This window comes from Pseudomonas sp. NPDC089534 (assembly GCF_044749305.1).
GTDB classification, from domain to species: Bacteria; Pseudomonadota; Gammaproteobacteria; order Pseudomonadales; family Pseudomonadaceae; genus Aquipseudomonas; species Aquipseudomonas ekonensis.
This window is the reverse complement of sequence record NZ_JBIVHR010000010.1, coordinates 25,818-46,010: the sequence shown is the minus strand read 5'-3', so window position 1 is coordinate 46,010 and position 20,193 is coordinate 25,818. Positions and strand designations below refer to the sequence as shown.

Genomic DNA, 20,193 nt, shown 5'->3' with positions numbered 1-20,193 from the left:
TCCTAGGCTTCCCTTTGGCCGTCGAACAGCCGGCGCAGGCCCAACGGATTGGCCTGGCGCAGCGCGTGGGGCAACAGCGCGTCCGGGAAGTCCTGGTAGCAGACCGGGCGCAGGAAACGCTGGATCGCCGCCGTGCCGACCGACGTGCTGCGCGGGTCGGAGGTGGCCGGGAACGGGCCGCCGTGCACCATCGCGTCGCAGACTTCGACGCCGGTGGGCCAGCCGTTGACCAGCAAGCGTCCGGCCTTGCGCTCCAGGGTCGGCAGCAGGGCGCGGGCCTGCTCCAGATCGTCGTCGTCCAGGTGCAGGGTCGCGGTCAGCTGGCCTTCCAGATGCCCGGTGACCCGACGGACTTCGTCGAAATCGCCGCACTGCACGATCAGCGAAGCGGCGCCGAACGCTTCGGCCTGCAAGCGCCGGTCGGCGAGGAAGTCGGCCGCGTCGGTCACGAACAGGTGCGCCTGGCACTGGTTCGGGCCGGTGGCGCGCGGGCCGACGGCGGCGATGCGCGCGTGCGGGTGCTCGGCCAGGGCGTTCACGCTGGCCTCGAAGGCGCTGAAGATGCCGGGCGTGAGCATGGTCTGGGCTGCGCTGCTTTGCAGGTGCTCGGCGGCGCTGGCCACGAAGGCGTCCAGCGTAGGCCCCTTGAGGGCGATCACCAGGCCGGGGTTGGTGCAGAACTGGCCGGCGCCCAGGGTCAGCGACGCGACGAAGCCCTGGGCCAGGGCCTCACCCCGGTTGTGCAGTGCCGCCGGGAACAGCAGCACCGGGTTGATCGAGCTCATTTCCGCGTACACCGGGATCGGCTCCGGGCGCGCCTGGGCGGCCTGGCACAGGGCAAGACCGCCGCTGCGCGAGCCGGTGAAGCCGACGGCCTTGATGCGCGGGTCGCTGACCAGCGCGATGCCGACCTCGCGGCCTGAGCCGTAGAGCAGCGAAAACACCCCCTCCGGCAATCCGCAGGCCTTCACCGCACGGGCCACGGCGCGGCCGACCAGCTCGCTGGTGCCGGGGTGGGCGCCGTGGGCCTTGACGACCACCGGGCAGCCCGCCGCCAGCGCCGACGCGGTGTCCCCGCCGGCGACGGAGAACGCCAACGGGAAATTGCTCGCGCCGAACACCGCCACCGGGCCCACCGGCACCTGACGCTGACGCAGGTCGGCGCGGGGCAGGGGCTGGCGTTGCGGTTGGGCGGGGTCGATGCGCACGTCCAGCCATTCGCCGGCCCGCACCGTGCGGGCGAACAGGCGCAGTTGCTGGCAGGTGCGGCCGCGCTCGCCCAGCAGGCGCGGGCGCGGCAGGCCGGTTTCGGCCATGGCGCGGTCGATCAGCGCGTCGCCGAGCGCTTCGATTTCCAGGGCGATGGTGTCGAGAAATTCGGCGCGCCGCTCAACGGGCGTTTCGCGGTACGGATCGAAGGCGGCCTCGGCCAAGGTGCAGGCCTGTCCGACCTGCTCGGCGTCGCCGCCATGGTAGGCCGGTTCCAGCGCGGTGTCGGTGGCCGGGTCGATCCCTCGGATCGCCTCGCGGTGGCCGGTGATGGCGTGTTGGCCGATCAGCAGTTTGCCCGTCAGGGTCATGGCGTGTTCCTGGTCAAGAGAATGAGGCCCGCCGCAGATGCTTGCGGCGGGTGGGCGCACAGCGCAGGTCAGGCGAGGTCCTGTTCCGCCGACCAGTTTTCGTACCAGTGGCGGAACAGCGTGTACTGGTTTTCCGCGTAGCGGCGCTGGGCGTCGGTGAGCGCGTCGGTCTCGTTGAAGTGCAGGGTGTAGGCCTTGTCGCCGTTGAGCACCATCAGGTGCTTGTAATACAGCACCAGATCCGTGCCTTCGTCGAAGGACGACAGCACCGCCAGCGCCGATTCCAGCTCACGGGCCTGGCGGCGGGCCTTGGCGTCGCCCTTGGCCGCCTGCTTGCTCAGGGCCACCAGTCGCAGCACCTCGCGGGGCAGCGCGTTGCCGATGCCGGTGATGGCGCCGGTGGCGTTGCAGTTGACGAAGCCGTGCACCACCTGGGTGTCGACGCCGACCATGAGGGTCACGTCGTCATCCTTGGCGGTGATGTGTTCGGCGGCGTAGCGCAGGTCGGCGGCGCCGCCGAACTCCTTGAAGCCGATCAGGTTCGGGTGTTCGCGGCGCAGCTCGAAGAACAGGTCGGCGCGGGTGGCGAAACCGTAGTAGGGGCTGTTGTAGATCACCGCCGGCAGGTTCGGCGCGGCGTTGAGGATGGCGGCGAAGTGGGCCTTCTGCGCGGTCGCCGAGGCGCCTCGGGACAGCACGCGCGGAATCACCATCAGGCCCTGGGCGCCGACGTTGGCGGCGTGGGCTGCGTGGGACACGGCCTCGCGGGTGTTCACCGCACCGGTGCCGACGATGGTCGGGATGCCGGCGGCCACCAGGCGCGCCACGCCTTCCTGGCGCTCGGCTTCGGTCAGCAGCGGCCAGTCGCCCATGGAGCCGCAGTACACGACCGCGCTCATGCCGATGTCGATCAGCTCGCGTCCCTTGGCCACCAGCGCGTCGAAGTCCGGTTTGCGCTGTGCGGTGCACGGGGTCATCAGGGCGGGCATGCAGCCGGTGAAAATGTTGTCGCTCATGGTCGTTCTCCAGGGTTCAGTGATTGATCGGGTTGAAAAGCGGCGCGGCGGCTCAGATGCCCCACGCGAACGGATCGGTTTCGTCGATCAGCAGGGTGCTGTCGGCGGTCATGTGGGCGCGGCCGGTGATGGCGGGGCGGATGCGTTCGCCTTCCCACTCGTAGCGGCCCTCGAAGCGGCTGCCGGTGACGCTCGCCTGCACCCAGCGCTGGCCGGGCTCGAGCTTGCCGTCGGCGGCCAGGCACGCGAGCTTGGCGCTGGTGCCGGTGCCGCAGGGCGAGCGGTCGTAGGCCTTGCCGGGGCACATGACGAAGTTGCGGCTGTCGGCCTGGGCGTCGGCGGCGAACAGTTCGACGTGGTCGATCAGCGCGCCGTCCTCGCCGTGGATGCCTTGGGCCTCGAGGGCCTTGAGCATCGCCCAGGTGAACTCGGTGAGGGCTTCGGCGTTGTCCAGGGTCAGCGTCTGCCCGTGCTCGGAGACGAGGAAGAACCAGTTGCCGCCCCAGGCGATGTCGCCGAGGAAGCGGCCGTGGCCCGGCACGTCCACCGGCACTTGTTTGCGGTGGCGGTAGGCGGGCACGTTGTACAGGGTCACCGCGCCGTCCTCGTGCAGGACCGCGCTGACCGGGCCCACCGGCGTGTCGATCTTGTGCACGCCGGGTGCGATCAGGCCCAGGTGCGCAAGCGACGCGACCAGGCCGAGGGTGCCGTGGCCGCACATGCCCAGGTATCCGGCGTTGTTGAAGAAGATCACGCCGCAGGTGGCGTCCGGCGACACCGGTTCGCAGTACAGGGCGCCGACCAGCACGTCGTTGCCGCGCGGCTCCAGCAGGCAGGCGCGGCGCCATTGGTCGTGGTGCTGGCGCAGGGCGTCGCGCTTTTCGGCCATGGTGCGGCCGGGCAGTTCGGGGAAGCCTTTCATCACCAGGCGCGTGGGTTCGCCGCCGGTGTGCGAATCGATGACGTGTACTCGTTTCATGGACGTGTCCCGTGAGTGGTTTCAGTAGGCGCCGGCGGTGCGCGGCTTGGCGGTGGCGTGGTCGGAGGCGGCGGCTTCGCTTTCGTCGTCCTCGGTCTCCAGTTGCAGCAGGTGCGCCGGCACGCCGGTCGCGGCGCCCCAGTAGTAGATGCCGGTGGCGCAGGCGGCCACGACGAGGGTGTCGAACGGGTGGGCGAGCAGGCCCAGGCCGCCGAAGGTGCCGAGTTTCGACAGCACCAGGGTCACGGCGTAGAACGCGATCAGCCAGGCCGAGGAACGCACTTGCCGCGCCAGGCTCAGGTGGGCGGTGGGCACGAACCGGCCGCACAGCAGGTACACGACGAACATCAGGATCTGCAGGCCGAGCAGCCAGGACACGGTGCTCCAGCCCGACCAGTAGACGATCAGCGCGGCGATGATGAACGACACCGGCCCCAGCACGCCCATGCGCTTGACCCGGAACGGGCGCGGCAGGTCCGGCGCGTTGCGGCGCAGCGCCGCCACGGACACCGGCGCCACCGCATAGCTGAGCACCAGGGCGGCGGACACCACGTTGATCAGCGCTTCCCACGACGGGAACGGCAAGGTCCAGAACACCGACAGGCCGAAGGTCAGCCACAGCGCCGGGCGCGGGATCCCGGACTGGGCGTCGATGCGGGTGAAGACCTTGAAGAAGGTGCCGGTCTGCGCCCAGCCGTAGATCACCCGAGGCGTGGCGTTCATGTAGATGTTGCCGCAGCCGCTGGGGGAGATCACCGCATCGGCCACCACCAGATAGGCCAGCCAGCCCACGCCCAGCGCCAGGGCGATGTCGCGGTAGGGCAGGGCGAACTCCTTGGTCACGCCGGCCCAGCCGTTGGCGAGCATGTCGGTGGGCACGCCGCCGAGGAACGCCACTTGCAGCAGCACGTAGATGGCGGTGGACAGCAGCACCGAGAGGATCAGCGCAATCGGAATGGTGCGCTGCGGGTTCTTCACCTCGCTGGCCACCGAAATGATCGGGGTCAGGCCGAGGTAGGCGAAGATGATCCCGCCGGCGGACACCGCCATCTCCACGCCGGACAGGCCGAAGGGCGCGAAGCCCTGGACCTGGAAGTTCTCAGGCTTGAAGAAGGTGAACAGCACGCCGATCACCAGCAGCGGCACGATGAACTTGAACACGCTCACCAGGTTGTTGGCCTTGGCGAAGGTCTTCACGCTGCGGTAGTTGAGCAGGAAGAACACGCAGAGCAGGCCGAACTGCACCAACCAGCCCAGCAGCGTCGGGTCGCTGCTGCCGGTCTTGGTCAGGCCGGGGAACCAGGCCGCCGCGTATTGCCGCGACGCCACCACTTCGATCGCCACCAGGCTGGAGAACGCGATCAGGGTGATGAAGCCCATCAAGTAGCCGAGCAGCGGCCCGTGGGAGTACACCGGGTAACGCACCACGCCGCCGGCCCGGGGCAGGGCCGCGCCCAGTTCGCAGTAGACGATGCCCAGCAGCAACACGGCGAACCCGCCCAGCAGCCAGGAGAAGATCCCCGCCGGCCCGGCGATGGCGGACACGTGGCTGGCCGCGAACAGCCAGCCCGAACCGAAGATCGCGCCGAGCCCGATGAAGGTGAGGTCGATCAATGAGAGTTGTTTCTTGAACTTGCCTTGGCCTGACATGGCATCGCCTTCTTGTGAGTTATTGGATAGGCAGTCGTGACGTCATTGGAACGGCCAAACAATGAACCCATCGGCCTCGGCGCGATTGATGTTTTGCGCGGGCGCCGATGACGAAATCGGCACAGTCGAGGTCCGGCGCCGGCCCTCGACACGCCGTCGGCGTTGCTGCACTCTGCACCCGGACCGCATGCACCCGGACCGCATTGCACCCGGACCGCATCGCACCCTTACCGCATCGGGCCGGACCATCCGCCGGAGGGAGAGACTCACCATGCACAACGCATTCGCGACCCTGTGCCAGGGCGAAGACGCGCACCGGCCCCGCACGCTCCAGGAGCTGCTGGCGGGGGTGGGGCTGCTGTTGCCGATGCTGGATGCGATCCCCAACGCGGCGATCTTCATCAAGGACACCGGGGCGCGGTACGTCCTGGCCAACCGCACGCTGGTGCAGCGCTGCGGGTTGAAGGATCTGAAGCCGCTGCTGGGCAAGACCAGCGCGCAGGTGTTTCCGGCGCAGTTGGGGCCGGGCTACACCGAGCAGGACCGGCGGGTGCTGGAGGAAGGGTTTGTGCTGGAGGATCAGCTTGAGCTGCACCTGTACGGCAGCCGCGAGCCGGGTTGGTGCCTGACGCACAAGCGGCCGCTGTACAACCGCGCCGGCGAAATCATCGGGCTGGCGGGCATTTCCGTGGACCTGCAGTCGGCCAGCGAAACCCACCCGGCGTTCCAGCGGCTGGCGGCGGTGGACGAGCACATCCGCGCCCATTTCAACCGGCGGGTCACCCTGGGCGAACTGACCCGCATCGCCGGCATTTCAGTGGCGCAGCTGGAGCGCTACTGCAAGCGGGTGTTCCACCTGACGCCCCGGCAGATGATCCAGAAAGTGCGGCTTGAGCATGCGCACCGGCTGCTGCACACCGACCTGCCGATCACCGAAGTCGCGCTGCAGTGCGGCTATACCGACCACAGCGCGTTCACCCGGCAGTTCAAGGCCTCGACCGGCTTCACGCCGCGCCAGTACCGGCAGGCGACCGCGCCGTGAGGGCGGGCGCCTTGCGGATCAAGGGGCGCGCCGCAACGCCAAGGCGAGGGACATCTTGCCGATCAGCGCGGCGATTTCCTTGGCGCCGAAGCAGCGGAACTTGACGCTGCCGGCCGGGGTGTCGAGGCGCACGATCTTGGTCACGAACCCGCCCTCGACGGTGACCTTGCGGATCGCGGCCATCGGCACTTCGATGTCCATCGTGCCGTTCTGCACCGCGCGGTTCATGGCGTTGGCGCTCAAGCGCACGGCGCGCTGGGTGACCTCCACCTTGCCGCCGACCCACAGGCCGCCGTACGCCTCCTTGAACGCGTCCAGCACCCCGGCCAGGACATCGACATGGCCTTCGCCGACGTCGTCATAGAAATCGGCGACTTCGTCGTCGTTCATTTCGGCATCGGCCACCAGAAAGTTGGCCAGTTTCGACTTCAAGATCTCTTCGCTCATCCATACCTCTCCATGATCGGGCTCACCCTCCCAAAAACAGATGCCTGTTTACCTGATCACGGTGCCGGAGGCCAATCGAATGTCTGGCGCCGGCTCCGCATCGATGCCGGCCCAGTGCGTTTTTCCCAAGCCCTGCTAGCGTTGAAGCTTCATCGTCAATCAGCCGACAGGAACGGATGCCATGAGCCAACGAACAACCTTGTGTCTCGTGAACGTGAGCGGGCAGGACATCGCGGCCATGCAGGTCAGCGGCGCCAGCGGCTTCGAGAAGGGCAATGATCCCTCGGGGTTCATCCGCGGCCCTTTGGCCAACCATGATTCGGTCACAGGTTATGTCGAGCTGATCGCCGCCCCGGCGAACTTCACCGTCGGGCTGACCTTCGCCGACGGCACCACCCTGAGCTTCACGGACGACCAGCAAAGCGCGGAGGCCCGGCACATCGGCGTGATCCCCCACACCGGCACGGCGCAGGGCCTGGAGGTGTGGCGCAGCACCGGGGGCGATGTGGGCAACAGTTCCCACGGCACCAACGGCCTCTATATCCGGACGGTGGCGGTGCCCGACCATTCCGGCTGGATGGGGGCGCTGCAGAAGCGCAAGCCCGGCATCCTGCTCAACGACGTGACGATGCCCGGCAGCCACGACGCGGGCATGTACGTGACCCACGACTACCCGTTGGGGGGCGGCGGCGAGTGGGCCAAGACCCAGAGCCTGACCACCCTGCAGCAGCTTCAGGCCGGTTCGCGCTATTTCGATCTGCGGATCTGCTGGCGCGACGGCCACCTGTCGACCTATCACGGGGACACCGGCTACGGCGCCTACGGGGCGCTGCTGAGCGACATCCTCACGGATGTCCAGACCTTCCTCGCCAGCGGCAAAGGCAATGAGGAAGTGGTCATCCTCAAGTTCTCCCACACCTACACGGACACGATCGCCAGCATCATCGACGTGGTGAAGACCCAGTCGATGCGCCTGATGCTCCCGAAATTCGGCTCGGGAACCAATCTTGCGCAGACGCCGTTGAGCATGATGAAAGGCAAGATCGTCATGGTGTTCGGCAGCGAGTTCGAGGGGGAGTGGGATCAGTCGCAGGGGATCTGGCCGTACTTCGACACGGCGGAAAACCCGTCGTCGGTCATCGGCCGGGACCTGACGGTCTACGACCACTACGCCGACCAGACCGACTACCCGACCATGGCCGGCGACCAGACGGCCAAGCTCGGCAAATACGGCGGTTGGGGCGACAGCTATCTGTTCTTGCTGTCGTGGACATTGACCGGGGGCACGCAGGTACGTGACATCGAGGTGCTGGCCGGCATGGCCAACCCGTGGTTGCCGCAGGTGCTTGCCGACAAGACGGTCAGGCAAGGCCGGCGCCCGAACATCGTTTACCTCGACTTCATCGACCCTTGGCTGTGCGGGGTGATCCTCGGACTGAACGACCAGGTGCTGATCCGTCGCTACAACTACGCGTCGGCAGGCGGCATCGGCGATTGCCTGGGAATGTGCCCGCCCTCGGGCGGCTGGCAGTTTCCCGTTCCGTTGTTCTACGCGCCGACGGTGGCCGCTGCCGGCAACGTGCCGGTGTACCAGTACCAGGCGCAGGATCCTGAGCGTTTCTGCTACACCCTGGACAGCGCCTTCCCGTTCGGCACCCGCGAGCAGGCACCGTTCTTCGGGCTCGTCGCCGGGCAGCCGGGCAGTGCGCCGCTGTACCAGTACATCAAGCCGTTCACCGACAAGCACGGCAAGCCGCAGACCGCCTATGGCTACGGCCTGACGACGACACCCCCGGCCGGTTGGGGCAACAGTGGCGTGGCGTTTGACGTGTTGCCGTATCGTTGAGGCGCTGCCTTGGGGGCCACCTGCTCGCCGGCGGTGAGCGGGTGGCCCCGAAGCGGCGATGGCGGCGAGTTCGCGGGGTCGGCAACGGCGGACATCTGGCTTACACTGGCCGCCGTTTTTCCTTCCACCGACAAGAGATAGCCATGGCCAACCCGGACATCACCTTCATCCCCGATCCCGATGCGGACTCCATTTCTTCCGACGTCGCCGGCTTCGGCGGCCTGCTGGTCTCCACCCAGATCCCGACCCGCGCCGACGGCAGCCTGGAACTGGGCGACATCACCCTGCAAAGCGAATGCACCCTGCAAGCGCTGAAAGTGGCACTGGAGAAGGCCGGCAGCTCGATGGACCGGGTGCTGCACCTGACCATCTACCTCACCGACATGGCCGACCGCGCGGCGTTCAACGAAGTCTACAAACGCTTCTTCGCCGAGCCGTGGCCGGTGCGCGCCGCCGTCGGCGTGGCCTCCCTGGCCGTGGACGGCATGCGCGTGGAAGTCACCGCCATGGCCGCCAAAGGCTGATTCACAGCGCAAAAATAGAAGCGCAGGCTAAAACCGTTTGTCTGCGCTTCGGTTTTCTCGAACTCAATCCTGGTTAGCTTTCCGCACAGAGCGGACCTGTAGCGTTCACGAAAACTCTCCCCTCAGCGTGATATTCCACTTCTTCTCCCAGATCATGTCTGTATTTGATGTACACGCTGAAAATTGCTTCAAGGGTATTTTGTACCTTGTCTCTTTTTAATGTGATTTCGCCCTTTTCCAGATGAATTATCCCGGCGTGGGAAATGAAAATCGACGAACGAACCGAGTCAGATCCGATCTGGTGCGTTCCATCTTCTATTGAGCAAGGGAAGACGAAAGAGAACTGTGTAAAGATTTCGGGTAGGGGAATGCGTCCGATAAGGCTGAAGTTTCCTTCAGTCAGTGAGGCATAGATAAACTGCGCGGCTATGAACGGATTCTCCATAAGCGGGAATGGGGGATTAAAATCCACGATGAAAACATTGTTGGTTACTGCGCGAGCGTTGCCAGCTCTCAGTGTTTTTTGGTCGATGTTGTGTGCCAGATAAAGTTTGGAATCCATCATTGAGCACCTTCAGTGAGGGGTTGGTCATTTGAATGGATAGTGCGCCGCTATTTAGTGTCTCGCAGACAACGTGTTTAATTTGTTCCGGTTCAACAACTGACGGTACTCGTCATTGGCCTTGCGGGAGGGAGCCTGCTCGCGATGGCGCCCTGTCAGTCAACGCAGATGTCAACTGTGAGGCTGCTTTCGCGAGCGGGTTCGCTCCCACGGAAGGGCCTGTTTCCTCGTCAGTTGACCGCCATCGAGAAGCTGCCACTTACAACGCTACTGTTAAAATTCACCTCGAAAGTAGCACTCAAGACCTTTTCCTGTTCATTCACATCGAAAGTGATCTCCCCACTCACGTCTCTGTAAATACTTCCATCTGCAATAAAGGCAATCATGCAAGTTGTTGGTGATTTTTCTGAGTCCCATTTGCTAACGGGATAAGTTCCTGGGTTCATGTTGCTGGGGATGTTGACTGTTATTTGCAAGGCTGGACTTAGAATGCGTCCAATGGTTTGTCGGTAAGTTCCGGAGGTCTCGCTTTCTTTGATGTGATAGCGCACTTGTTCTGCTGTAAAGCTATCTCCGAAAGGTGGATTTGGTGGGTTGAACGATGCCAGAAAATAGTTGGCGGTATGGAAGTCTTTGTCTTTCATGTCGCGACCGAACAATTGGTCTTCGTTCATGGTTTTGGCGTTCATTGTGTCGACTCCAGTTTGTGATTTTAATTGGATGCAGCGTCGTATCTTTATAAGGCGATACGAGGGCTACACTATTCTTGGATCAGTCAGTCCGAAACTGATAAACCTGACAGTTACCCACTTCCAATAAATATGCTAAGCCGAGGCCATTCGGTCGTTGCACACGTGCCCCGCAAGCGTTTCGCAGCTACAATGCGCGCCTCAACCGTGTCAGCCTGATTAAAAAAACTATGTCCTTGCCCAAGCATCACCTCGAACTGCTCAGCCCTGCCCGCGATGTGGCCATCGCCCGTGAGGCCATCCTGCACGGCGCCGATGCCGTCTACATCGGCGGCCCGAGCTTCGGTGCGCGCCACAACGCCTGCAACGAGGTGAGCGAGATCGCTGAGCTGGTGAAGTTCGCCCGCCGCTACCACGCGCGGATCTTCACCACCCTCAACACCATCCTGCACGACAACGAACTGGAGCCGGCGCGCAAGCTGATCCACCAGTTGTACGACGCCGGCGTCGACGCGCTGATCGTCCAGGACCTGGGGGTGATGGAGCTGGACATCCCGCCGATCGAGCTGCACGCCAGCACCCAGACCGACATCCGCACCCTGGCGCGGGCCAAGTTCCTCGATCAGGCCGGGTTCTCCCAACTGGTGCTGGCCCGTGAGCTGAACCTCAAGGAAATCCGCGCCATCGCCGACGAGACCGACGCGGCCATCGAGTTCTTCATCCACGGCGCGCTGTGCGTGGCGTTCTCCGGGCAGTGCAACATCTCCCACGCGCAGACCGGCCGCAGCGCCAACCGCGGCGACTGCTCCCAGGCCTGCCGCCTGCCGTACACCCTCAAGGACGAGAAGGGCGGCGTGATCGCCTACGAGAAGCACCTGCTGTCCATGAAGGACAACAACCAGAGCGCCAACATCCGCGCCCTGGTCGAGGCCGGCGTGCGTTCGTTCAAGATCGAAGGGCGCTACAAGGACATGGGCTACGTGAAGAACATCACCGCCTATTACCGCCAGCGCCTGGACGCCGTGCTCGAAGACCGCCCGGACCTGGCCCGTGCCTCCAGCGGCCGCACCGCGCACTTCTTCGTCCCGGATCCGGAAAAGACCTTCCACCGCGGCAGCACCGACTACTTCGTCAGCGAGCGCAAGATCGACATCGGCGCGTTCGACTCGCCGACCTTCACCGGTCTTGCGGTGGGCACCGTGGAGAAAGTCGGCAAGCGTGACCTGCAAGTGGTCACCCACGAGCCGCTGTCCAACGGCGACGGCCTCAACGTGCTGATCAAGCGCGAAGTGGTGGGTTTCCGCGCCAACATCGCCGAGCCCAAGGGCGAGTTCGACGAAGACGGCGAGAAGCGCTACCGCTACCGCGTCGAGCCCAACGAAATGCCGGAAGGCATGTACAAGCTGCGGCCGAACCATCCGCTCAACCGCAACCTCGACCACAACTGGCAGCAGGCCTTGCTCAAGACCTCCGCCGAGCGTCGGGTCGGCGTGTCGTGGGCGGCGCGCCTGCGCGAGGAGCGCCTGGAGCTGACCGTCACCAGCGAGGAGGGCGTCAGCGCCAGCGTGGCCCTGGACGGCCCGTTCGGCCTGGCCAACAAGCCGGAGCAGGCGCTGGAGCAACTGCACGACCTGCTCGGCCAACTGGGCACCACCCAGTACCACGCCACCGCCGTCGAACTGGATGCGCCGCAGGCGTTCTTCATCCCGAACTCGCAGCTCAAGGCCCTGCGCCGAGAAGTGATCGACGCGCTGACCGAGGCGCGGATCGCCGCCCATCCGCGTGGCGGGCGCAAGGCCGAAACCACGCCGCCGCCGGTGTACCCGGAGTCGCACCTGTCGTTCCTGGCCAACGTCTACAACCAGAAGGCCCGCGATTTCTACCACCGTCACGGGGTCAAGCTGATCGACGCGGCCTACGAGGCCCACGAAGAGCCGGGCGAAGTGCCGGTGATGATCACCAAGCACTGCCTGCGGTTCTCCTTCAACCTGTGCCCGAAACAGGCCAAGGGCGTGACCGGCGTGCGCACCAAGGTCGCGCCGATGCAACTGATCCACGGCGACGAGGTGCTGACCCTCAAGTTCGACTGCAAGCCGTGCGAGATGCACGTGATCGGCAAGATGAAAGGCCACATCCTCGACCTGCCGCAGCCGGGCAGCGTGGTCGGCCACATCAGCCCCGAAGACCTGCTCAAGACCATCCCCCGCGCCCCGCACTGACCGGGTGCCGGCGCGCGCCTCCGCGTCGCGCCGGCCGCCGGCTCAGCCCACGGACTTCAGTGGGATCGGCCCCTTGAGCCGCTCCGTCAGCGTGGCGCAGTACCAGTCGTCGAACTGGCACACGCCGGTCTCCGCCGTTTCCGAGTAGGGGCCCGGCTCGTAGGACGGCGACGTCACGCCGCGCTGCGTGCCTTCCACCAGCGTGCGGTCCTGGTCGTTGGTGGCGAGCCAGACCTTGGTCAGCCGCTCGATGTCGTAGTCCACGCCTTCCACCGCCGAACCGTGCACCAGCCACTTGGTGGTCACCAGCGTCTCGGTGGCGCTGATCGGCAGCACCCGGAAGCTCAGCGCATGGTCGCCCAGGAAGTGGTTCCAGGTGGACGGGTAGTGGAAGTACAGCAGCGCGCCGATGTCCGGTTCGCCGGTCTTGTCGAGCCTGCCGGCCACCGCCGGCTTGCCGTCCATGGTGTAGCTCACCGCGCCGGACGACAGCGGGATGCGGGTCATGCGGAACTGGCCGTTGATGTCCATCACCAGGCGGCTCGGCAGCCCGGCGCTCTCGCAGGTGTTCCAGTAGGCCGACAGCACGGGGTCGTCCTCGCCGCTGGTGCCGCCCACCGACAAGTTGTCGACGAACGACTTCAGCAGCTCGGGGTGCGAACCGTCGCAGTGGTAGCACTCGCGATTGTTCTCGAACACCAGTTTCCAGTTGCCCTTTTCGACGATGTTCGACTCGAACGCCACTTTGCAGTCGTCGAGGAAGTGCGGGGCGAGGAACGGGCTGACCGCCTTGCGGAAACCCTCGAAGTCCGGCGCCTTGGCCGCGACGCAGACATAGATGTAGCTGTGCACGATCTCGCAGTGCACGGGCTTGAGGTTGTACTGCGCCTTGTCGAAGTCCTGGCCCATGTTGCCGGCGAACAGCAGGTTGCCGTCCAGCTCGTACGTCCACTTGTGATAGGGGCAGACCATCTTCGCCACTTTGCCGTGATCGGCTTCGCAGATCTTCGCGCCGCGGTGGCGGCAGGCGTTGTGGAAGGCGCGCACCTCGCCGTCCTTGCCGCGCACCACCGCGACCGGGTAATCGCCGACCTGCAAGGTGAAGTACTGGCCCGGCTTGGGGATCTCGAAGGTGTGCCCGGCGAAGATCCAGTCCTTGTGCCAGAGGTGCTCCAGGTCCTGCCGGTAGACCTCTTCGTCCTTGTAGAGGGCGCCCGGCAACGAATGCCAGGGTTTGCGCTGTTTGATCAGGTCAAGCACGGTGTCTTTCTTGTTCATTGTTTTCCTCGCCATGAGCGTTGGGGCCGGTTTCCCGCCGGGGACGACTGACAGCAGCCTATCCCCCGGACGAAAAACGCCACAAACGACATTTGCTGCGGGCAATCGATGCGTTGAGGTTATGGAACCGGGTGTTCAGGGGGCTGGAAAACCGGCTCCAGTGCCGCGATGGCGGACGGTGCCCCAACCAGTTGCCGCACGGCTTGCTTCACGGCCTGGGCGCATTCGCTGCCGAGGCCGGCGGCGAACAGATCGAACTTGCGCTCAAGCTCCTGCGCCGTCAGTGCCGTGGCGGGGTCGCCGCGGGCGGCGGTGACGGGGCTGACGACCTGGGTGCCGTCCTTGCGGGTGACGGTGAGCCGCGACAGGATTTCGCCGGGGAAGCGCGCCGAGAGGTCGGCGGCCTCAACGACCTCGATGCGTCGGCTCAGGGCCAGGATGTCGGCGGCATGGATGGCCGCGCCGGTGACTTCTTCCGGCCCCAGCCGGCCCCTGACGATCAGCGCGGCCAGCGGGAAGGCGAGGGCGTACTGGGCCTGGTCGGCGTTCTGCGGCGTGTGGCCTTGCAGGCACATCGACTCGTAGAAGGTCTCCACGCGGATCGTTTCGATGGCCTCGGCGGTGAGGCCGGGCTCGGTGCGCTGCAGTTCCAGCATCGCCGTCAGCGCCGGTTGGGCCCAGCGGCAGACCGGCCAGGGCTTGAAGTACTGACTGTCGATCTCCCAGCGCTGGCCGAGGTCGTTCCAGTGTTCGGCGACCGAGGTGTCCTCGACCGTTTCCGCCGGCGCGCCGGTCACGCCCTCCATGGCCATCAGCAGCGCATTCAGCCCGGTGAACGCCCCGGCGCCGTGGGCGTCGCGCAACATGGTCGGCGCCAGCACCACGCGCATCATCGGGCAACGGGCGCTGAAGTATTCGGCGATGCCCAACGCATGGCGGAAGGTCGCTGCGTCGAAGTCCAGCAGCCGGGCGCCGGCGCAGACCACGCCGATGGCCGAAAAACCGCCGGAGGCGTGGTAGGTGGGCGAGGTCGCCATCAGCGCGGTGCCGGCGCGCAGGGCGGTCTCGTAGCCGATGCACAGCGCGGTCAGGAACGCGCGCCCGCTGATGGTCTTGCCTTGCCGGTGCAGCGCATCCGCCAGGGCGAGCAGGGCCGGCACCACGGTGGCGCCGGCATGGCCCTTGGAACGGAAATGGCCTTCATGGGCGTCGAGGCTGTCGGCGCAGAAGCCCCCGGCCCAACCGGCCCCGAGCAGGTTGACCGGATGGCCGTCGAAGGGCAGGCGGCTGGTGAAGGCGCCGGCGGGGTAGTGCGACCGGGCGAAGCGGCGCAGCATCGCGCTCGTGTCGTTGGACGCGGCGCCCGCCATGACGCCGACGATGTCCAGCAGGCTGTCCTGCAGGATCTCCCGGGTGCGGGGCGGCGCGTCGAGGAAATCGAAACTGCGGCAGAATTCGTAGAGTGACATTCAGCAATTCCTTCCTGTGAGAGAGCCGAACCAGTGCCTGGCCGGCGCGGCTCAACAATGGGTCAGGAAGGCGGTGACGCTCCAACGACATTTTCGCCGGACAATCGATAACCGGGCCGAATGCACCCGGCCTGCAATGGTTGGAGGCTGGCCCCTGTGGCGAGGGAGCTTGCTCCCGCTGGGGCGCGCAGCGGCCCCAAGATCTGTTGGGAGTCGCAAGGGGGTTGTTTCACAGCCCAGCGCGAGCAAGCTCGCTCGCCACAGGGTGTTCGGCGGTGGGGGCTTTGGGCAGGGCGGGCTTCTGTGGCGAGGGAGCTTGCTCCCGCTGGGGCGCGAAACGGCCCCAATATCTGTCTGGAATCGCAGGGGGTTGTTTCACAGCCCAGCGCGAGCAAGCTCGCTCGCCACAGGGTGTTCGGTTTGGTTCAGCGGCGGGGGAACTTGGACAGGATCCACTCGCGAAAGCGCCGCAGGGCGTCTTCGTTGTCGGCGCCGTCCCGGCAGCTGAGGTAATGCCAGCTGTTGCGCAGCTGGACTTCCTGCTCGATGGGGCGCACCAGCAGGCCTTGCTGCACCAGCGGCGCGACCAGGTGGTTCCAGCCCAGCGCGATGCCCTGGTGGGTCAGCACCATGCTGATCAGCAGGTTGTAGTCGTTGGCGTTGAAGAGCTGCGGGCTGGTCGCCGGCCGGTCATCGATGTCGATGGCCTGGAACGCCAGCCACACGCCCCAGTCGACGTGTTCGGCCACCTGCGAGCGGCCGTAGGGGCTCAGGTTCAGCAGGGCCGAGTCGCGCACGCCTTCGATGGTCGAGATGTCCGGGTGCTTCTCCAGGAACTGCGGCGTGCACACCGGGTAGATGATGTCGTGGCACAGCGGGTAGTTCCTGTACCCCTCGCGGATGCGCGCGATCTTGGTGATGAAGATGTCGGGCTGGACGCCCGGTTCCATGGTCAGGAAGTTCTGCGTGGTGATCAGGTTCAGCTCGATGCCCTCGCTTTGGGCGAAGAACTCCGGCAAATGGTTCGACAGCCACAGGGCGGAGAACGCCGGCGAGCAGCAGACGGTCAGGACCTTCTTGCCCGACTGGCTGCTGCGGATGCGTTCGGCGGCCTGGGCGATGTTGACGAACGACAGCTGCGCGGCATCGAAGAACAGCGCGCCCGCCGAGGTCAGTTCGACGGCGCGGCCCGCGCGGGTGAACAGCTGCGCGCCCAGATAGCTTTCCAGCTCGCGGATCTGTCGGCTGATGGCGGCCTGGGACACGCACAGCGCTTCGGCCGCCCGGGTGAAGCTCAGGTACTTGGCGGCCGCGACAAACGCCTTCACCGCCCGCAGCGACGGCATCTTCAGCAGGACGGTGTCTGGGTCCACATGCTTGGTCATCGGTACAGCCTCCTTACGATACGCCTGCGCTCTGCATTGAAGCGCGACGAGGGTATCGGATGCCTGCGCGCCGGGATACGCCGGTGTCGCAGCAAGGATAGCCCCGGTCGCTGGCGGACGTTCTTCGCCCGCACCGGCACAGGCCTGCGCAATCGATAACCCGACGTTATCAACTGGTGCCTGTAAATGTCGTTGGAATGTACGCAGGGATGCTAATAGATTTGAAACGTCCCTCTTTCCTGGGGCCCCAAAAATAATAAAAGGAAACCCGTCGTGACGACCTATAAGCATGACCGCTGCCGCTCAACAACAAGTTCGCCCAATTGCATATCGCCAAGTAAGCAATATGCTCGATGCGAAGGAGGCAAGGTATGAATCGCTGCGACGACATCATTTGCGTAAAGAACGTCTACAAAGTGTTCGGCGCGCATCCGGAACTTGCGATGAAGTTGATCGAAGAGGGCGCCTCGAAAGCCGAAGTGTTCAAGAAGACCGGGCAGGCCATCGGCGTGTTCGACGCCAATTTCTCGGTCCGGCGCGGCGAGATCTTCGTCATCATGGGGCTGTCCGGCTCGGGCAAGTCCACCATGGTCAGGCTGTTCAACCGCCTGATCGAGCCCACCAGCGGCAGCATCTTCCTCAACGGCAAGGAAATCACCGGCCTCGGCGACAAGGACCTGCTGCAGGTGCGCCGCAAGGACATGGGCATGGTGTTCCAGTCGTTCGCCCTGATGCCGCACATGAGCGTCATCGACAACGTCAGCTTTGGCCTTGAGATCAGCGGCGTCGGCGAAAAGGAACGCTATTGCCGGGCCATGGGCGCCCTGGAGCAGGTCGGCCTGGCCGGCCAGGAATTCAGCTTTCCCCACCAGCTGTCCGGCGGCATGCAGCAGCGCGTCGGCCTGGCCCGGGCCCTGGCCAACGACCCGGCGATCCTGCTGATGGACGAGGCGTTCTCCGCCCTCGACCCGATGATCCGCAGCGAAATGCAGGGCGAGCTGATCAAGCTCCAGGCCGAGCAGGACCGCACCATCATTTTCATCTCCCACGACATCGAAGAGGCCGTGCGCATCGGCCACCGCATCGCGATCATGGAAGGCGGGCGCGTGGTGCAGATCGGCACGCCGCGCGAGCTGCTGTGCAATCCGGTCAACCAATACGTGCGGGACTTCTTCAACGGCTTCGACACCAGCCGGATCCTCAAGGCCGGCGACATCGCGCAGCAGGACGCGGGCATCACCTATACGCCGGGGCAGCAGACGCCCATCCGCGCCGAGGCTTCATTGAAGGAAATATTCCATCTTGTCGCCGCGTCGGCCGCGCCCATTCCGGTGGTGGATGAAGTCGGCCTCTATAAGGGTTCGATCTCCCAGGGGCATCTTCTTAGTTGCCTCTGCAATAACTGAACAGTTGTTCATTCGAAATGCCAAGCGGTAGATGAAGGCGAGGTAGCATCATGTCGGACTTTAACTTTCTGGATCCTTTCCAAAGTTTGAACATTCCCTTGGGAACTTGGGTCGAGACCGTCCTTAAATATCTGGTCCATAACTTTCGGGACGTGTTCCGTTCCATTCGCTGGCCGGTCGACCAAGTGCTCGACGGCGTCCAGTGGAGCCTGCTGTCGGTGCCGCCGACGGTGTTCATCCTCATCGCCGGCCTGATCAGCTGGCAGATCGGCGGCAAGCGCATCGCGATCTTCAGCGTGGCGACGCTGACCGGGCTCGGCCTGATCGGGGTGTGGAACGACGCCATGGTCACCCTGGCGCTGGTGCTCACCTCGCTGCTGTTCTGCGCGGTGATCGGCATCCCGCTGGGCATCCTCTGCGCCCGCAGCGACCGCACCGAAATGGTCATCCGCCCGGTGCTCGACGCCATGCAGACGCTGCCCGCGTTCGTGTACCTGGTGCCGGTGGTGATGCTGTTCGGCATCGGCAACGTGCCGGGGGTGATCGTCACGATCATCTTCTCCGTCGCGCCGCTGGTGCGCCTGACCAACCTCGGCATCCGTCAGGTGCCGGCGGACAAGGTCGAGGCGGCGCGGGCGTTCGGCTGCACGCCGACGCAGATGCTGATGAAGGTGCAACTGCCGCTGGCCGCGCCGACGATGATGGCCGGGCTGAACCAGACCCTGATGCTGTCGCTGTCGATGGTGGTCGTCGCGTCGATGATCTCGGTCGGCGGCCTGGGCCTGATGGTGCTCAGCGGCATCGGCCGCCTCGACATGGGCCTGGCCAGCGTCGGCGGCGCCGGGCTGGTGCTGCTGGCGGTGTTCCTCGACCGCCTGACCCAGGCCATGGGCGAGCGCAGCAGCGACCTGGCGACCGGCCAGCGCTGGTACCAGACCGGCCCGGTCGGCCTGGTCATGAAACTGAAGAAAAAGAAGAACGTGGCCCGCGCGGTCATCAATTGATCCTTTCTGCTCACCGAACAACACTCCTAAGCGTGGTGAAACATGAAATTGGCAAACCTTAAGCAAAGCGTCGTGGCGACCGTGGTGGCGTCTGTCCTGGGCACCTTTCTGAGTGCGGCGGCTTTCGCGGCCGACGCCGGCAAGCCCGGCGCCGGCGTGTCGATCACCCCGATTTTCCCGACCATCGCCGAAGAGCGCTTTCGCGGCGAGGTGGTGATCGCCGGCCTCAAGGAACTGGGCTACGACGTCAAGCAGCCGAAGGAGACGGACTACCCGGCGATGTTCCTGGCGCTGTCCTACGGCGATGCGGATTTCACCGTGCACGAGTGGGAGCACCTGCACGAATCGTTCTACGAGAAGGCCGGCGGCGACGACGTGATGGTCAAGGTCGGGCAGATCATGAAGGGCGTGCTGCAGGGCTACCTGATCGACAAGAAGACCGCCGAGGCCTACCACATCAAGGACCTCTCGGACCTGAAGAAACCGGAGATCGCCAAGCTGTTCGACAGCAACGGCGACGGCAAGGCCGACCTCACCGGCTGCAACCCCGGCTGGGGCTGCGAAGTCATGGTCGAGCACCACATGAAGGCCTACGGCCTGGGGCCGACGGTGGTCGACAACCGCGGCTCGTACTTCGCCCTGATGGCGGACACCATCGCCCGCTACCAGCAAGGCAAGCCGGTGCTGTTCTTCACCTGGGTGCCGCAGTGGATCTCCAGCGTGCTGGTCGAGGGCCGCGACGTGGTCTGGCTGCCGGTGCCGTACACCGACCTGCCCGAGGGCAAGGAAAGCCAGGACACCTTCTACGAAGGCAAGAACCTGGGCTTCCCGGTGGACACGATCAACGCCGTGATGAACAAGGACTTCGCCGCGAAGAACCCGGTGGCCCGCAAGTTCCTGTCGGAGGTCAGCATCAGCACCGCCGACGAGAGCGCGCAGAACCTGCGGATGCAGAACGGCGAGAAGTCCCTGGCCGACATCAAGCGCCACGCCGCCGAGTGGATCAAGGCTCACCAGGCCGCCTACGACGGCTGGCTCAGCGATGCGCGGGCCGCCGCGGGCAAGTGAGCGCAGGCGACAGGCAGATGGCCGGGCAA

The 20,193-nt window shown here is 65.2% G+C and carries 17 protein-coding genes; 7 read left to right on the top strand and 10 right to left on the bottom strand.

Annotated features, from left to right (window positions below; all coding sequences use genetic code 11):
- Positions 1-2: 2 nt before the first annotated feature.
- The 4 genes from ACIP0B_RS04700 to ACIP0B_RS04685 form a co-directional block, all read right to left on the bottom strand.
- Entirely contained in the window at positions 3-1,580 is a 1,578-nt protein-coding gene (locus ACIP0B_RS04700; RefSeq protein ID WP_400830158.1) for an aldehyde dehydrogenase (NADP(+)), read from the bottom strand.
- A gap of 68 nt (positions 1,581-1,648) precedes the next feature.
- Complete coding sequence (locus tag ACIP0B_RS04695) at positions 1,649-2,596, bottom strand: dihydrodipicolinate synthase family protein (RefSeq protein ID WP_400830156.1); 948 nt, start codon at positions 2,594-2,596, stop codon at positions 1,649-1,651.
- A 52-nt stretch (positions 2,597-2,648) separates the two neighbouring features.
- A complete protein-coding gene (locus ACIP0B_RS04690) occupies positions 2,649-3,575 on the bottom strand; it encodes a 4-hydroxyproline epimerase (protein WP_400830154.1) in 927 nt (308 codons plus the stop codon).
- Between the two features lie 21 nt (positions 3,576-3,596).
- Positions 3,597-5,225 carry an APC family permease gene (locus ACIP0B_RS04685; RefSeq protein WP_400830153.1) on the bottom strand — a complete coding sequence of 543 codons (1,629 nt, stop codon included), beginning with the start codon at positions 5,223-5,225 and terminating at the stop codon, positions 3,597-3,599.
- 271 nt (positions 5,226-5,496) lie between these two features.
- Here ACIP0B_RS04685 and ACIP0B_RS04680 point away from each other — a divergent pair, with 271 nt between their 5' ends.
- Positions 5,497-6,267 carry a helix-turn-helix domain-containing protein gene (locus ACIP0B_RS04680; RefSeq protein ID WP_400830152.1) on the top strand — a complete coding sequence of 257 codons (771 nt, stop codon included), beginning with the start codon at positions 5,497-5,499 and terminating at the stop codon, positions 6,265-6,267.
- A gap of 18 nt (positions 6,268-6,285) precedes the next feature.
- Here the strand turns inward: ACIP0B_RS04680 and ACIP0B_RS04675 are convergent, their stop codons facing one another.
- Positions 6,286-6,714, bottom strand: coding sequence for a hypothetical protein (locus tag ACIP0B_RS04675; protein ID WP_400830150.1), 429 nt, complete (start codon positions 6,712-6,714; stop codon positions 6,286-6,288).
- A gap of 181 nt (positions 6,715-6,895) precedes the next feature.
- Between ACIP0B_RS04675 and ACIP0B_RS04670 the strand changes: the two genes are divergently transcribed.
- Together ACIP0B_RS04670 and ACIP0B_RS04665 are read left to right on the top strand one after the other, a co-directional pair.
- The gene (locus ACIP0B_RS04670; RefSeq protein ID WP_400830148.1) at positions 6,896-8,560 is read left to right on the top strand and encodes a hypothetical protein; all 1,665 of its coding nucleotides are present in this window, start codon (positions 6,896-6,898) and stop codon (positions 8,558-8,560) included.
- 143 nt (positions 8,561-8,703) lie between these two features.
- Positions 8,704-9,084, top strand: coding sequence for a RidA family protein (locus ACIP0B_RS04665; protein WP_400830146.1), 381 nt, complete (start codon positions 8,704-8,706; stop codon positions 9,082-9,084).
- A 73-nt stretch (positions 9,085-9,157) separates the two neighbouring features.
- On the opposite strand, the gene ACIP0B_RS04660 is transcribed toward ACIP0B_RS04665, so the two are convergent.
- Together ACIP0B_RS04660 and ACIP0B_RS04655 are read right to left on the bottom strand one after the other, a co-directional pair.
- Positions 9,158-9,646: a hypothetical protein gene (locus ACIP0B_RS04660; protein ID WP_400830145.1), complete on the bottom strand. Its 489-nt coding sequence runs from the start codon at positions 9,644-9,646 to the stop codon at positions 9,158-9,160.
- 230 nt (positions 9,647-9,876) lie between these two features.
- Entirely contained in the window at positions 9,877-10,335 is a 459-nt protein-coding gene (locus ACIP0B_RS04655) for a hypothetical protein (RefSeq protein ID WP_400830144.1), read from the bottom strand.
- Between the two features lie 230 nt (positions 10,336-10,565).
- Here ACIP0B_RS04655 and ACIP0B_RS04650 point away from each other — a divergent pair, with 230 nt between their 5' ends.
- Positions 10,566-12,554 (top strand): U32 family peptidase, encoded by a 1,989-nt coding sequence (locus ACIP0B_RS04650; RefSeq protein WP_400830143.1) that lies wholly within the window; start codon positions 10,566-10,568, stop codon positions 12,552-12,554.
- A 42-nt stretch (positions 12,555-12,596) separates the two neighbouring features.
- On the opposite strand, the gene ACIP0B_RS04645 is transcribed toward ACIP0B_RS04650, so the two are convergent.
- From ACIP0B_RS04645 to ACIP0B_RS04635, 3 genes are all read right to left on the bottom strand, one after another.
- Positions 12,597-13,832, bottom strand: a complete 1,236-nt coding sequence (locus ACIP0B_RS04645; protein WP_400830141.1) for an aromatic ring-hydroxylating dioxygenase subunit alpha — start codon at positions 13,830-13,832, stop codon at positions 12,597-12,599.
- Positions 13,833-13,951: 119 nt separating this feature from the next.
- Entirely contained in the window at positions 13,952-15,301 is a 1,350-nt protein-coding gene (locus tag ACIP0B_RS04640; protein ID WP_400830140.1) for an MmgE/PrpD family protein, read from the bottom strand.
- A gap of 425 nt (positions 15,302-15,726) precedes the next feature.
- Complete coding sequence (locus ACIP0B_RS04635; protein ID WP_400830139.1) at positions 15,727-16,686, bottom strand: LysR family transcriptional regulator; 960 nt, start codon at positions 16,684-16,686, stop codon at positions 15,727-15,729.
- A 371-nt stretch (positions 16,687-17,057) separates the two neighbouring features.
- Between ACIP0B_RS04635 and ACIP0B_RS04630 the strand changes: the two genes are divergently transcribed.
- The 3 genes from ACIP0B_RS04630 to proX are packed head-to-tail and all read left to right on the top strand — an operon-like array spanning position 17,058 to position 20,164.
- Entirely contained in the window at positions 17,058-18,092 is a 1,035-nt protein-coding gene (locus tag ACIP0B_RS04630) for a glycine betaine/L-proline ABC transporter ATP-binding protein (protein WP_400830138.1), read from the top strand.
- Between the two features lie 50 nt (positions 18,093-18,142).
- On the top strand, positions 18,143-19,096 hold the full coding sequence (gene proW / locus ACIP0B_RS04625; RefSeq protein WP_400830137.1) for a glycine betaine/L-proline ABC transporter permease ProW: 954 nt from the start codon (positions 18,143-18,145) through the stop codon (positions 19,094-19,096).
- Positions 19,097-19,138: 42 nt separating this feature from the next.
- Positions 19,139-20,164 carry a glycine betaine/L-proline ABC transporter substrate-binding protein ProX gene (gene proX / locus ACIP0B_RS04620; protein WP_400830135.1) on the top strand — a complete coding sequence of 342 codons (1,026 nt, stop codon included), beginning with the start codon at positions 19,139-19,141 and terminating at the stop codon, positions 20,162-20,164.
- The last annotated feature ends 29 nt before the right edge of the window (positions 20,165-20,193 follow it).